This window comes from Flavobacterium sp. JP2137, from assembly GCF_050562195.1.
Taxonomy (GTDB): domain Bacteria; phylum Bacteroidota; class Bacteroidia; order Flavobacteriales; family Flavobacteriaceae; genus Flavobacterium.
On the sequence record NZ_CP191647.1, the window covers coordinates 1627658 to 1642712 of the forward strand.

Sequence of the window (15055 nt, forward strand, 5' to 3'; positions counted from 1 at the left end):
TTCGCGCGGCCCTATTCGCTTCCAAAGCGCTTGATTTCGATTTTTCGCTCCCGCACTTTTAAGATCAGGGGTTCCAATCTTTGCGATTCCCCTTTTCTAACCACTATGGTCCGAGGGACTTCTTCGGTATAGACGTTTTTGGGCAGCTGCGCGTGATCGATGGTCAGCTCGTAGGTACCTATGGGCAGGTAGGCAAGGTATTCGCCCTGATCGTTGGTCTTAAACGCAAATGATTTGCCTTGCTGATTGGTCAGTGTAACGGTTAAACCCGACTGGTTGGCGCTGACTTCGTGCTGCAACTGGGCGTTGTATACATAGTCAAACCTACCCCTTAAGTTACCGGTTTCCTGTAGGGGAATCGACAGTTGTAGGTTGCGCGATACCAGGTTTTCATCATATTCCTTAGCCATCCAGTTTTTACCCCTTAGCACAATGTGATATTCGCCATGTGGAACCCCCCTATAGCGTACCGTTCCGTCTTTCTGAGTGACAAAGGAAGCGTTGTTGATCATCACCACCCGATCGGCGGCGGGCTCGTCGCCAGCGTCGTATACGCCATTGGCATTGCGGTCGTAGTAGCAAAACAATTGGATGTTGCCCTTTTTTATACCGGCCTCGATGGGCGTGTTGGGCAAGCTCTGGGTGATACCCGCTTGTAAAAACGTATTCTGGGTTTGATAGGATTTGTTGTGGTAGTAATACTGATTAAAAGACACGAAAAAACGCGTCTTCTTAAAGGCCTTCCATTCGGTGGTTCCCGCCAGCATAAAGCTGTTTCCCGAAGCGGAATCATAATTGTATATCGAGTGAAGCTGTACGCTGACGCGGTCATTCCAAAAGGCCTTTCTATAGCTGGGCATAAATGAAAAGCGCTGGAGTTGCGCGCTGGCGTCAAAGGAGTTGAACAACCCTTCGGTCAGCAGGAAATTGCCGCGCTGAAAGTGGGTGCTCAATTGAAGTCCCTGATAGCTCCAAGACAACTGTGTTTTAAAGATAAACCGGTAGTCGACGGAAAAGGGATTGCGTGCATAGCCCTGATTCAGGGTTAAATAAAGGTGGTGAAAGCGGTTTTTGCTCGTCCAATTGACGGTTTCGGTCATATTGATCGACCGATAGCTCAAATCTTGATACGTTAGCGTATTAAAAGTGTTGTAACGACCGCTTTCAAAATTGATTTGGGGCGAAAGGCCTAAGGTTAAGCGTGGAAATAGCGGAAAGTTTATACCGATTTCCGCCCGGGCATTTTCCGAATGGTATTGGTAATTGATCAGCGGATCGATGTATTCGGGTTTGTAGTTGTAGTAGTTAACGCCGGTCCAAATCAAGGTTTTATTTAGATTAGTCGAGATTCGTTGATCAAGGGATACAGCACCTTTGCGCATACCGGGATAGTAGCCACTGCTGTAAAAATTAGAGCTATTGATGCTAAAAATACCGGCTTTCCCCTGTATATTGGCGCCCAACGCGATCGATGGTTCGTAGGGGAGCGTATAATTTTTTAGACTTGCACCGCTAATTGCGTTGCCCAGGCGAAAGTCGTATTTCCAATTGGCGCTGGGATTCCAAAGGAGGTTATTCATCAAAAGATAGCTGTCTATACCGTAATTTCGGTCAAAGACCAAGGACGATTTCAAGGTGGAACGCTCCGATAAGGTGAATTTGTTTTTGGCAAATACCGCGATTCCCTGATCGCTCCAAGTAGATGGGCCGATCAAATTATAGTTCTTTTCCACGAAGCCCAATTCGAATTTTTTCTCCTGATCTTCCGTAGTGGTATACACTTTTACGCCCCGCCCGTATAGGTTGATATCCAGGTCGTTTTCTTGCAGATTGCCCACTTGTATCCCCTTGTTGCTGGTTTCGAATTGCGCCCAGGTATTGGTGAACAAGGGCAGGGTACCGGATTGGTCCCAATAGGTGCCATCCACGCTTAGCGACACTATGCCCTTATTGGTTTGCAGTTGGTTTTTGCCGTAAAGGGTATAGGCGGGATTGCTGCCTGCCAGGTCAATAGCACTGAGGGTAATGAGGTTGTCGGTCCAAGAGTTTTGGTAGTATCCGTTGTTGGTGGGGTTGCTATAACGGCGGTTGCCCGCTGCGTTTTGAACGGTGATGATGTTGTTGGCTAAAAAGTCGTTTTGCTGATCTAGTGCTGCTATATTAACGGCAAAATACTCGAGTTCCAGCATTTCACGATCGATGATTTTGCTGAACTGCACGATCGTGTCCGAAAAGGCTTTTAGGGTAATTTCTTTGTTTTGCTGGGTCTTGTCAAAGGTGAGTTTGGGAAATGAGGCAATCAGGCGAACGACCTCACTTTGATTGCCGTTGTTGTAGACATGGGTGCCAATTCGGATGGAATCACCGATTTGGCGCATGAGAATTTGGGTATCCAACGGCAGTAAACGCAGCTGTCTTTTGGCGGGAATATGCACTTGTGTGGTGGCGCGCTGAACGATTTTGTTTTGTAAGTCGAGCACTCGAAACGATATGGCCGATTGTCCGGCGGCATGTTGCCGGTCTACCCAGAGTTTAATCGGTAAAAAGGCCGCTTCACCAGCCGCGAGTTTTAGGGCGATCGGTCCTTGGTTGACGCGTTTGGTATGCGGATCGCTATCCACGTCTAAGTTGCCTAAAAAAGCCTGGTCGCCTTGGTTTTTTATGGAAACCACTAGTGAAATAACACTTTCGTTGGTCGCTTCAACAGCGCTGTCTACGGTTAAATTAATGCCTGTTGTGTTGGAGGTCTGGGCCGAGATCATCATACTGACTCCAGAGCATATCGTTGCTAATACGTATTTTAGATGGGGGATTCGTAAAAATGTCAACATATTTTTATTGAGGCGTTAACGTATAGATTAACGTGGTGGTATAGGTGTCTGGAGCCACTTCAAGCAAGCGAATGTCGTTGGCGAGGGTCGCGTATTTCAAGGTGAAAAAACGCGCTTGTTTGGCCGCTGTACTGCTTTGATAGAGGGTTTGATAGCCGTTGCTGAGTTCTAGGGTACTCAAAGGGGCAAAGGTATTGCTGTCTATTAAAGACAGTTGAACGATGCTGATCGGCAAAGACGAGCGGCTGGCCATGAGCTGGTTGTTGATCGCGCGTACTTGAATGGAGTAGGGCGTAGAGGAAATCACTTTTAAGGCTTTATCGTATTGCACCTGCACACCGTTGGCATAGTCGGAGATCGTTCTGAATTCCAATAAGCTGTTGGTGGCAGCAGCGCTGATCTCGATGCCGTAAGTGTTTTCTATCGGTGGATTATCGGTAGGCATAACCTGGATCTGAAAATTGGCAATGGCCTTTTGATCGATAATTTTACCCGCGTTATTCTTCAGGCTAATCACCGCGTTAAAGGAATACGAATTCCAGCTTTTGAATTCTTGTAAATAGCTACCGCCTTCGATGATTAAATCGTAGTTGATGACGATTTGATTGTATCTTCCCACGGGCGTAATCAGTGCTAAAGGGGAGTTTTGAATCAGGTTTTTTTCGGAATACTCCATGCTAATCGCATTGGGATTTGAGCCCAAACTCGAAATAGTGGGGCGCACACCTTCTATCGCACCCTCGATGAGGTTTATTTTGAGCGCTATCTTAGCTACCGGAAATGTTTTTCCATCGGAATTTTTAATAGGCGAAGCAATACGGGCGCTAAGGGTCCAGTTTTCTAAATGGGCGTTGCCGTGCAAATCGATTTGCACCTTGGTGTGATTGGGAATCGAAATGCCCTTAAAACTACCGACGGGAATATAGAATAAGGAGTACGGATTTATACTGATTTGCGCCTGGGTTTGTAAACCCAAAAACAGGGTGTAGCACAAAGCCAAATAAGTGATAAAACGGGATGAGATAGTTTTAGTCATGCGTAAAATTGAGTTCGGCCATTTTTATAGTCGCGCTTTCTCCGTAATTGAGTATCACCGTAGCAATGTATTTTCCTTTGCTCAAATCTTCGGGTAGCGGAATCGGTGTTTTTCGTTGGTCACCGGGCATGCTGTAAAAGGCCAAATTGCTCAATGGGGTCTTTTTACCGGTTTCCTGATGGATCAATTCCCCTTCTATACTGCCTTCGGCCCATACGTTGCCGATATTGTTAAACTCCAATAACAATTGGTCTTTGGCGTAGCTAAAGTTTGCGATATCTATTTCTGCCAATCGCGCTACCGGATAGCGCTGGTAGATTTTGATACCCGTGCGAACCGATACTTTGATGTTGGCGCCGTGTTCGTTAACTGCATCTTCCGGATTGATTTGGGTGATGTACATCATGGCCGTATGCACCGGTAAATTATCCGTGACTTCAGCCGGTGGAGACACGATGATTTCCAGTTCGTGCGTTTCGCCGGGGGCTATTGAAAACGAAGTTTGTGGGGCGATGGAGATCCAATTCGCACAGGAATTGGGCAGGGTACCGGCATCTTGGATCACGTTGTTGCCCATTTTATCATAGTTCCAGTCGTTTAGGGATACCGCCAAATCCAAACGCGTGGTTTTGCTGGGATTGCTCACCAGTACTTTTTTGCTTTCGCTCTGACCAGCGGCCACCGTAAAATAATTGCGTGGCGGACTTACCGATAAGCCCGACTGAGCAAAAACCGCGGTATGAGCTAAGAGCACAAAAAGGAGTGTCGAAAATCGTTGAAATACCATCATAAGTGCAAGTTAATAAAAAGAGCAATTAAAAATATAATTTCTAATTGCTCTTTAATTAAATAATAATAAAGCTTGTGATTATTGAGCTTCAATAGTATAGGTTACCGTAGTGGTGTAAACCGTAGGGCTTTCCGAACTGTAATACTTGTTGATGTATTTTCCCGCTCCCGCAGCAGCGTACGTAATATTAAAGTTTCTATCGATTCCTCCAAGGGTGTTGGAAATCAAAAGCTGATCGCCAGCCGTCAAGTTTACGGAATTTACCGTTGATCCCACTAATTTTTTGGTCGCGCCCAAGGCAGCGGTAATTTTGATGTCGCTAGCATCGATATTGCTGGCTGTACCCGTTAGCAATGAAGATGAAGAGCGCACATTTACGTTAAAGGCTCCGGTACTGTAAATGCTCAGGTGATCTCTTTGCTTTACAGAAACTCCTCTAGCGTAGTCTTCGTTGGTGGTGTAATCTAAATCTACCTCGTTTTGCGAAGGATTTACCATAATGGTTTGAATCGGGTGTAGTTTAACATTTAAGGTTACCGTACCCTCTTCTTGCGCGTGCGCAGAAAATGCAGTTGCTACGAGTAACAAGCTGAATAGAAGTGTTTTTTTCATTTTTTTGTCGTTAATTTAATGCTCCTGGGTGTGTGATTTGAAGCGATGCAAATGTAGTGCGACTTTTCAAAAACGACTGATGAAAAAATACAATTAATATATGATAAAAATCATTTTTTTTTAGGCTTTTTAAAGGTATTTCGATCGGAATTCCGTGGGGCTTTCCCCGGTGTAATTCTTAAAGAATGAGCTGAAATTCGTCTCCTGACTAAAGCCGAGTTCGAGGCAAATATCCTTGATAGAACGGTCGGTATTGGCCAATAGCGCTTTGGATTTTTCAATCAATATATCGATTAAAACCACTTTGGCCGTCTGTCCAAAAACCCGTTCTGTCGCCTTGTCAAGACTGCGTTTGGTGATGTTTAAACGGTCGGAATAATAACCGACATTCTTCTCTTCAACCGCGTGTTCCAAAGCCAGTTTTTTAAAGGCATTGGCAATTTTAAACTCGGATATATCCTGGGAAGGGTCTTGAATAACCGCGTCGTTTTCTTCCAGGCCGTTGAGTAAAATACGCTCGACTATATTGTGGGCTATACCCCTTTTAATGGGATTGGCCAGCGATATTTCCGAGTCGTGTAGATAGCGAAAGTAGGCGTTTTTAAACACCGAAATTTTATCGATAAAGTTTTTGGCAATATAAAAGCGGTCGTTATTGGCGAATAGGGGATTGTTTTCCAATTGGAAGCCCTCAATTTCTGTACGGGCGTAAAACACCGTATTGAACAAGAGGATATAGGCGTGTTTGTTTTTTTGATTGCTAAAGCGGTGTTGTTTGTTGGGTCCGATAAATAAAAAGTGATTTTCCGGAATTAAAACCGGGGTTTTACCCATCTGATGGGTGTATTCCTGTCTTCCGGTCCAGAGTATGGCGTAGCAGGGCCAGCGTTGGTCGTTTAACACTTCGGGATACTGGGTCAACAGCGTATCTAAACTCAATAAACAAATACTCTTTAAATCGGTGATAAATTTGGGCAGTATAGAAATAGACATGGTTAGGGTACGCCCTTTTGAATGGGCGTTGTTAAGGTTTTGTGATTATAAGGTGTAATGTTGCAAATATATTTTATTTTATTGAGATTTTGTTAAATTTTTATTTATTGAGCTCCTTTATCTCAAACAAACCCCACTTTAAAAGTACCAAAATAAGCCCGATAATTCGGCTTCAAGCTTTGGACTATCCGGCTAATATAGGGCGATTTCCTTGGGAACTGCCCAAGTATACAGGGATTTGAGCGGCTGTTGATAAAGGGCTTGGGCAAGCCTATGCAGACCTTTTAAGAAGGCTGCGCATGGAGATAAAATCCGCCTAGTCGCCCTATTTTATCGGTATAATTATGTTATTCAGTGATTATTTATCAACACGTTTGGAGAATAAAACTCATATATGTCATAAATATTAGCTAATTAAGTTAATTTTTGAGTGTATAATTCGCTAATTTTGTGGAATACCCTTGGCGGGGTTTTAATTAAAAAGCAGTACCTTGAATTTCATGCGAATCCTCTTAGCGTTGCTGTGCATCTCTTTTAGTTCTCTAACGGCTATGGCAGCGGAGAAAGATCTGGAGTTGGATTTCAATTTCTTTAACCAACTCCAATTTGAACGACTCAATAAGGCGCAGAAAACCTATAAAGCCAAACTCGAGCAGTCCGATTATTTTTGGATTAAATGCGTGTTGCCGCCGGAAAAGCTCCATAAACCCTTAGTCTTACAGATATCGAGTGTGTATTTTGAGGAAATCGATTTATATACGCAAAATGAGGAGGGTAGCTATCGGTTGGTCGGCCGCTCGGGAAATGCCTGGATCGGGCAGTCGCAGGGGACCAAGCGCTACAATCAAATCGAATTTGAAAGCCACTATTCCGTCATTTATTTCAAGAGTAAAGTCAACAGTTATGCCGCCCTGGATTTAAAAATCCTGGAGCGCGACGAATTTTTAGTTGCAGAGCGCTGGGATTTTTTTAAACTCGGCGGTTATTACGGCTTGGCGTTAATGGCTGTCCTCATTAATTTGGGATTCTACTTCACCTTTAAAGACCGGCGTTTTATCGCCTATATAGGGCTGTTGGTTCTTATATTTTTACAATTTTTATACGAAGACGGCTTGCTGCTACCGCATTCAACAAACCCTTGGTTGCTGCAAAACTTCGTCTTACTGCTCTCTTGGCTCACCGCCTTAATGGCCTGCGTGTTTACCTACTATTTTTTAAAGGTTCGGCAGCAGTGTCCGCATTTTATTAAATATGGTGTCGCCACAGTCGCTATCGGCTTGCTGCTTACCCTGCTCTATTTGATCGATCCGACAAACGGCTTCTTAATCCTGGCCAATATCGGAAATACCCTAGGCGTGCTCTGGTGCTGCAGCGTAGGTATCGCACTTTTTAAGCGCGATCCTATGGCGCGTTTTTTAATAGCAACAGCGGGTATCGCCTTGTTTTTTGGCCTCGGATACCATTTGCAACAATTCGGTGTGACCTCTTTTTGCGGCTTTTTTAATCGTGACCTGCTTAAGCTCGCCAGTGCCATTGAAATTAGCTGCATCAGTTTTGCCATCATTTACGACATCAAGAAGTTAAAAACGGAAAACAATCGGTATAGAAGGGAGATAAGGGACTATGCGGAAAAATTGCACGACCTGGGCTTCGACCAACGGGAAACGGCCGCAGCCCAAGTCGATTTAGTGCGTTGCGACGGCGAACTGTCGGACGGAGTTTTTGACGCGCTAAAACACAGTCATGGATTGACCGATAGGGAGTTGGAGGTGCTCTGCTTGATTTCCGAAGGCCTTTCAAATCAAGAAATTGCCGCCCGCATTTTTATATCGGTCAGCACGGTGAAATACCACGTGAGCAACCTCTATGTCAAATTGCAGATAAAAAACAGAAGTCAGGCCGTTATCTTTATACAGCTCTACCTCAAAACAGCGCAATCTTAAGCGCCCCCAATCTTTTTTCTACGAGCGCTAGTCGATCCGACACCGCTTTGATCCCTAGTGGCGTTTTTTAAGCGACCGCCGGCTTGTGTACGTCGATTTTTAGCGATTGGGCGGAGGTCTAAACCCCGCAGCAGTTCATGCCACAGCGGCCAATCCAGAGGCAGTTTACCCCTCGTTGGGCGCGGTTTAAACGCGGTAACGATTAGAGCGAATCGCGATTTATTGGCCGGCGCTTAACGGAAACTCGCAACGCTGTGGCCGGAAGGCGATCGTGTCACTTTATTTTCTGAACCGGCGATTTATTGGCGGCGCCGTTTGACTTCGTTCCAAAAGCCGTAACAAATTTGCTGTAACATTCCGCTTTTTCTCGACCAATGTCTCTTTTATAGAGGACATACACGGCGACGATCAAAAAATTAGGGCATGCTTTTCACCGTTGCACAGTTTTTTTGGCATTGATAGGGGTAGTGCTGTTTTTATGGGCAACGACTTGTATTTCAGCGGTTTGTTTTTTTTGCGGGCTCCAGACTTTTTAAACGCACTACCTGTAACGTTTTGTAACGCTTGCAGATTTTTAAATTTACTATACCGAAGTTTGGATGGGGTTTGATAGAGTTGAAATAATTTAGTGCTCGGAATACGCTCAGACGGACATCGGTCTTTTTGAGATTTTCAAATCACTTTACGATACTAAAACAACACTTGATGAAACCGCTTAAACACTTTTTACCCCCGTTGCTGCTCTGCTGCTTTTTGGTACTGATCACCTTTATATCCCCGGTATGGAGGCTTACAGCGAAGTGCATATTGGGATTGATTTACGGCCCGCTTTTCTACTTGGCCTTTCGCTATTTCTTGAAGATCAAGGGAAGCGACAACGGCTTGTTGCACTGCGGCGCCGTGGCGCTGACGGTCTTGTCTTACGGCCTGCTCAGCCGCGATACTAGCGAGCTGCTTTCCCTGCTGAGCATAGCGACCTATTCGCTGCTTACCGTAAAACTGTATCGCGCGAATGCCGATAAAGTTCGGCCGCTTGTCTTTCATTTTTTATTGAGTTTCAACCTGCTGCTGGTCCTGCTGTTTCTGTTGCTGATTGTCAATCAGTTTTTTTCGCTGGGGGTGGAATTACCCGTATCCATATTGGTTTATGTATTGTCGCTCACGGTGATTTTGTTGCTGGGTTTTGCCCTGTTTTACGGCCTGCCCACGGCACAAACCGCAGTCTGGGAAACCGCTGCACCCAAGCACGGCGAGGTCGCCAAGGAGTTTGAGGAAGTCGTAGCCGTATTGGATACGCATTTCGAAGCCTCGGCCTGTTATCTCGATGCCAATTTAAACATCGTAGCCCTTGCCAAGGAGTTGCAGCTCTCGCGTACCGCCATTTCTACCGCCCTAAACCAAGGCCTTAAGATGAATTTTTATCAGTATATGGCCGCCTATCGCATAGAATACGCTAAAAAGAGAATAGTCGAAAACGAACATTTTACCATGGAAGGACTCTCCTTTGAATGCGGTTTTAATTCCAAGAGCTCGTTTAACCGCTATTTTAAAACCACCGTGGGTACCACGCCTTCCCAGTATAAATGTTTTAAAACCCTGGCAGATGTTTAGTATGGCTTTCGAATTGCTGTTGTATGTGCTCTTTATTGTCGGCTTTCTCAATTTACTCCTGGAACGGCTGATTATACACCAAAAATACGAGCGCTCGACTTGGACCTCCATGGTTTTTTTTACGATGATTTTGGTGCACAGCATCTGGGGGATCACGATGACAAATACCGATGCCTCCCGCTTTGTATTTGGGGGCTTTCCCTTTACGCTGTTCTATATTCCGCTGTTTTTATTTTCGATCCGAGCGGCATGGCATGCGTTTTTAAAGGTCGAGCTGCTGTATTTTATCCCCGCAATCTTTTTTATGACCCTCTATACCCTAATCAATTTTAACCTCGCCGACGACGTTCGAATCAAGCACTACTACTTTATCATGCTGGGCACGGTGAACACCGTGGCGATGGGGGGCTTTTTTTTCTACGGATTTATCTGTGTGCTCAAGGGCAGCATACAGCGCATCAAATTAAAATACCTGGTTTTTATCTGTATCGTGTACTGGACGGTTTATACCACCATGTTTTTGAGTTTCTTAATCCTGGACCTCAATTTTGAAAGGGATGCCGAAATATGGAATTTGATCTCCTATGCCTTTCTACTGCTGGTTGCGGTTTTTCTAACGGTCGAAAAAATCTTGTTTTTAGAAGAGAAAACCAATTATATCGCAGAAGTACAGGAGTTGAACTTAGCCAAATATGCAAAATCCAAAAAAAGCGAAGCGGAATTGAATGTATACCGCGCAGAAGTGGAGAAATTGCTAAAGGAGGAGGTGTTTTTAATCCACGATTTGGCCTTGGAAGACGTGAGTAAGCAACTCAAAATACCCAAACACTACTTGACTCAGGTATTCAGCTTTACCTATAAGGCCAATTTCAAGCAAATAATCAACAAGCACCGCGTATTGTATGCCTCCCGATTAATCGTGGAAGAATTGAATATGGAGCGCATAGACGATATCGCTTTTAACAGCGGTTTTAGTTCCAAAACCTCTTTTTACAGGGCCTTTAAATCGGAGTTTAATTGTACCCCGTTGGAATTTAAAAGGAAACAGGGGCGGTATAGCTCGTGAACCTGCGCTGGAAGTCCGGCTTTTATACAATAAGCATCAGTCAGAAGGCAGCGCGCCTTCTGACTTTTTTTACGCATGGTGGTGGCGGTGGTTGCAAGGGGAATCGACCGCTTTGCATACAGCGGAAAAAGGAGCAATGCGGCAGTTGTTTTTTGACGGAACAGCGGGAAGAAATCCGCTGACTTTGATTTTCTACCGGCTCAACCCGCGATTTCCAATCGCAACAGGCAAATCGGTTTGCTCGACAGCCTCAGTGCTTTTTTTTGTATCCTAATGCCTTGTCAACTTGGTTAATAGCCGTTTTTGTGGCGTTTCTAGCGGTGGTTTCAGAAAATTGGTAAAGACAACTCCCTATTTTTTCGGCACTTTTTTGCTGAAATTTTAATACAATTTTGTTGTAAAATGACACGGCATCAGAATTGGTGACCGAATCCGATTTATGTAAATCAACTCGTATTATGATGAAAAAAAAACTACTCTCTATCGCTTTCCTTCTGGGAGCAGGAGCGATGAGCGCTCAGGTTGGTATTGGAACAACGGCACCGAATAAATCCTCTCAATTGGAAATCGTATCCAAGGACAGGGGAATTTTAATACCGCAACTCGCCTTAAGTGGAACGACAGATATAAGCAGTGTTACCCATGGAAATATCAATAGCTTGTTGGTGTTTAACACAAGTCAAGTGGCCGATGTATCACCGGGTTACTATTATTGGATGACCGACAAATGGATGCGCCTGCAAACTGCGGACGACGTGCCCGCGAGCCCCTTTACGCTGACGGCCCTGAATTACGACCCGACTACCAATGCGCTGAGTTATATCAATGGCTTAGGCAGCTCCGTGGTCTATACGCTGCGCAACACGACCAATGCCGAATTGTCCCTAAACAACGGTCTGCTACAACTCTTGGATACCGAGGGGAATGCGCTAGATGTCGATGTTTCTGCCCTGGATACCAATACGACCAATGCGAGCTTAACCCTAACCGACGGTTCACTAAACCTCACGGATTCCGACGGTACGACGATCGGCGTAGACCTGTCGGCCATCGATACCAATACGACCAATGCGAGCTTATCGCTGACCGACGGCTCACTAAAGCTCACGGATTCCGACGGTACGACGATCGGCGTTGACCTGTCGGCCATCGACACCAATACGACCAATACGACTTTAACGCTAACCGACGGCTCACTAAACCTCACGGATTCCGACGGTACAACGATCGGTGTTGACCTGTCGGCCATCGATACCAATACGACCAATACGAGCTTAACCCTAACCGACGGCTCATTAAAACTCACGGATTCCGACGGTACGACGATCGGCGTAGACCTATCGGGCATCGACACCAATACGACCAATGCGAGCTTATCGCTAACCGACGGCTCACTTAAACTCACGGATTCCGACGGTTCAACGATCGGCGTTGACCTATCGGCCATCGATACCAATACGACCAATACGAGCTTAATGCTGACCGACGGCTCATTAAAACTCACGGATTCCGACGGTACGACGATCGGTGTTGACCTGTCGGCCATCGACACCAATACGACCAATGCGAGCTTATCGCTAACCGACGGCTCACTAAAGCTCACGGATTCCGACGGTACGACGATCGACGTTGACCTATCGGCCATAGACACCAATACGACCAATACGAGCTTAATGCTGACCGACGGCTCATTAAAACTCACGGATTCCGACGGTACGACGATCGACGTTGACCTTTCGGCCATCGATACCAATACGACCAATACGAGCTTAACGCTAACTGACGGCTCACTAAAGCTCACGGATTCCGACGGTACGACGATCGGCGTTGACCTTTCGGCCATCGATACCAATACGACCAATGCGAGCTTAACCCTAACCGACGGCTCACTAAACCTCACGGATTCCGACGGTACGACGATCGGCGTAGACCTTTCGGGCATCGACACCAATACGACGAATGCGAGCTTAACGCTGACCGACGGCTCACTAAAGCTCACGGATTCCGACGGTACGACGATCGGCGTAGACCTGTCGGCCATCGACACCAATACGACCAATACGAGCTTAACGCTGACCGACGGTTCACTAAAGCTCACGGATTCGGACGGTTTGACGATCGGCGTTGACCTTTCCACCATCGACACCAATACGACCAATGCGAGCTTAACGCTGACTGACGGCTCACTAAACCTCACGGATTCCGACGGTACAACGATCGGTGTTGACCTGTCGGCCATCGACACCAATACGACCAATGCGAGCTTAACGCTGACCGACGGCTCACTAAACCTCACGGATTCCGACGGTACGACGATCGGCGTAGACCTATCGGCTATAGACACCAATACGACCAATACGACTTTAACGCTGACCGACGGCTCACTAAACCTCACGGATTCCGACGGTACAACGATCGGCGTTGACCTGTCGGCCATCGATACCAATACGACCAATGCGAGCTTATCGCTAACCGACGGTTCACTAAAACTCACGGATTCCGACGGTACGACGATCGGCGTTGATCTATCGGCCATCGATACCAATACGACCAATGCGAACTTAACGCTAACCGACGGCTCACTAAAGCTCACGGATTCCGACGGTACGACGATCGGCGTTGACCTATCGGCCATCGATACCAATACGACGAATGCGAGCTTAACGCTAAGCGACGGCTCACTAAAGCTCACGGATTCCGACGGTACGACGATCGGCGTTGACCTATCGGCCATCGACACCAATACGACCAATGCGAGCTTATCGCTAACCGACGGCTCACTAAAGCTCACGGATTCCGACGGTACGACGATCGACGTTGACCTATCGGCCATCGACACCAATACGACCAATGCGAGCTTAACCCTAACCGACGGTTCACTAAAGCTCACGGATTCCGACGGTACGACGATCGGTGTTGACCTTTCCACCATCGATACCAATACGACGAATGCGAGCTTAACCCTAACCGACGGCTCACTTAAACTCACGGATTCCGACGGTACGACGATCGGCGTAGACCTGTCGACCATCGATACCAATACGACCAATGCGAGCTTAACCCTAACCGACGGCTCACTAAAGCTCACGGATTCCGACGGTACGACGATCGGCGTAGACCTGTCGGCCATCGACACCAATACGACCAATGCGAGCTTAACGCTAAGCGACGGCTCACTAAAGCTCACGGATTCCGACGGTACGACGATCGGCGTAGACCTGTCGGCCATCGATACCAATACGACCAATGCGAGCTTAACGCTAAGCGACGGCTCACTAAAGCTCACGGATTCCGACGGTACGACGATCGGCGTAGACCTGTCGGCCATCGATACCAATACGACGAATGCGAGCTTAACCCTAACCGACGGCTCACTAAACCTCACGGATTCCGACGGTACGACGATCGGCGTTGACCTATCGGCCATCGACACCAATACGACCAATGCGACTTTAACGCTAACCGACGGCTCGCTAAAACTCACGGATTCCGACGGTGCTACAATCGACGTTGACCTTTCGGCTATCGACACCAATACGACCAATGCGAGCTTAACCCTAACCGACGGCCTCTTAGCCCTCACCGATAGTCAGGGAGCTGTGGTAGAGACGAGTTTGAGTGTGCTCGCAGTGGAGCCGTGGCACAATGCCGCCGATGATACCAAAGCGACATCCAATACCCAAAACATCTATCAAATGGGCCATGTTGCCGTAGGCGGCAAGGTGCCGACCCAACGTTTGGACGTGGCACAAGGAAATCTAAGGATACGCGATATCCATACACAGTTAGGCCAAGCCACCGATAAGCTGGTGGTGGCAGATGCCGATGGCGTTTTAAAAACCGCCAATGCCGCCATGCCCAAATTCTTCTATATGCCTTCGATTTTGATCGATGTACGCGATGTGGCGGCAGTTTCTATAGAGCTGGATTTGTATGCGGAATACGCGGCGCAGTTTACCGGCTTGCCGAGCAATCAGAGAAGCCCTTCGGCAGCCGTCGATATTCCCCATATACCAAGTCGAACGAGTTTGGACTATTACATCACCTATTTCGACCCACAGGCCATTGAAATCATTGAGGTGAGCGATCAGGGAAAACTGATTTACAAAGCAAAGGGCCACGCCAGCCGCACCTCGTTTGTCAACATCGTATTTGTAATTAAATAAGGCGTCG

Annotated in this window: 9 protein-coding genes; 4 read left to right on the top strand and 5 right to left on the bottom strand. The window is 46.7% G+C overall.

What is annotated here, in order from left to right; all coding sequences use genetic code 11:
• Window positions 1-11: 11 nt before the first annotated feature.
• The 5 genes from ACQZ43_RS07020 to ACQZ43_RS07040 form a co-directional block, all read right to left on the bottom strand.
• Window positions 12-2831, bottom strand: coding sequence for a hypothetical protein (locus ACQZ43_RS07020; RefSeq protein WP_430615275.1), 2820 nt, complete (start codon window positions 2829-2831; stop codon window positions 12-14).
• A 4-nt stretch (window positions 2832-2835) separates the two neighbouring features.
• On the bottom strand, window positions 2836-3867 hold the full coding sequence (locus ACQZ43_RS07025; RefSeq protein ID WP_430615276.1) for a hypothetical protein: 1032 nt from the start codon (window positions 3865-3867) through the stop codon (window positions 2836-2838).
• On the bottom strand, window positions 3860-4657 hold the full coding sequence (locus ACQZ43_RS07030) for a fimbrial biogenesis chaperone (RefSeq protein ID WP_430615277.1): 798 nt from the start codon (window positions 4655-4657) through the stop codon (window positions 3860-3862). The genes ACQZ43_RS07025 and ACQZ43_RS07030 overlap by 8 nt, the downstream gene beginning before the upstream one ends.
• 78 nt (window positions 4658-4735) lie before the next feature.
• Window positions 4736-5269, bottom strand: coding sequence for a hypothetical protein (locus ACQZ43_RS07035; protein WP_430615279.1), 534 nt, complete (start codon window positions 5267-5269; stop codon window positions 4736-4738).
• Window positions 5270-5398: 129 nt separating this feature from the next.
• Window positions 5399-6262, bottom strand: a complete 864-nt coding sequence (locus ACQZ43_RS07040) for a helix-turn-helix domain-containing protein (protein ID WP_430615280.1) — start codon at window positions 6260-6262, stop codon at window positions 5399-5401.
• A gap of 500 nt (window positions 6263-6762) precedes the next feature.
• On the opposite strand from ACQZ43_RS07040, the gene ACQZ43_RS07045 reads away from it, so the two are divergent.
• The 4 genes from ACQZ43_RS07045 (at window position 6763) to ACQZ43_RS07060 (ending at window position 15048) form a co-directional block, all read left to right on the top strand.
• Complete coding sequence (locus tag ACQZ43_RS07045; protein WP_430615627.1) at window positions 6763-8205, top strand: 7TM diverse intracellular signaling domain-containing protein; 1443 nt, start codon at window positions 6763-6765, stop codon at window positions 8203-8205.
• A 705-nt stretch (window positions 8206-8910) separates the two neighbouring features.
• A complete protein-coding gene (locus ACQZ43_RS07050) occupies window positions 8911-9816 on the top strand; it encodes a helix-turn-helix domain-containing protein (RefSeq protein WP_430615281.1) in 906 nt (301 codons plus the stop codon).
• Entirely contained in the window at window positions 9809-10882 is a 1074-nt protein-coding gene (locus ACQZ43_RS07055; RefSeq protein WP_430615282.1) for a helix-turn-helix domain-containing protein, read from the top strand. Before ACQZ43_RS07050 ends, ACQZ43_RS07055 begins: the two co-directional genes overlap by 8 nt.
• 458 nt (window positions 10883-11340) lie before the next feature.
• On the top strand, window positions 11341-15048 hold the full coding sequence (locus ACQZ43_RS07060) for a beta strand repeat-containing protein (protein ID WP_430615284.1): 3708 nt from the start codon (window positions 11341-11343) through the stop codon (window positions 15046-15048).
• Window positions 15049-15055 lie beyond the last annotated feature (7 nt).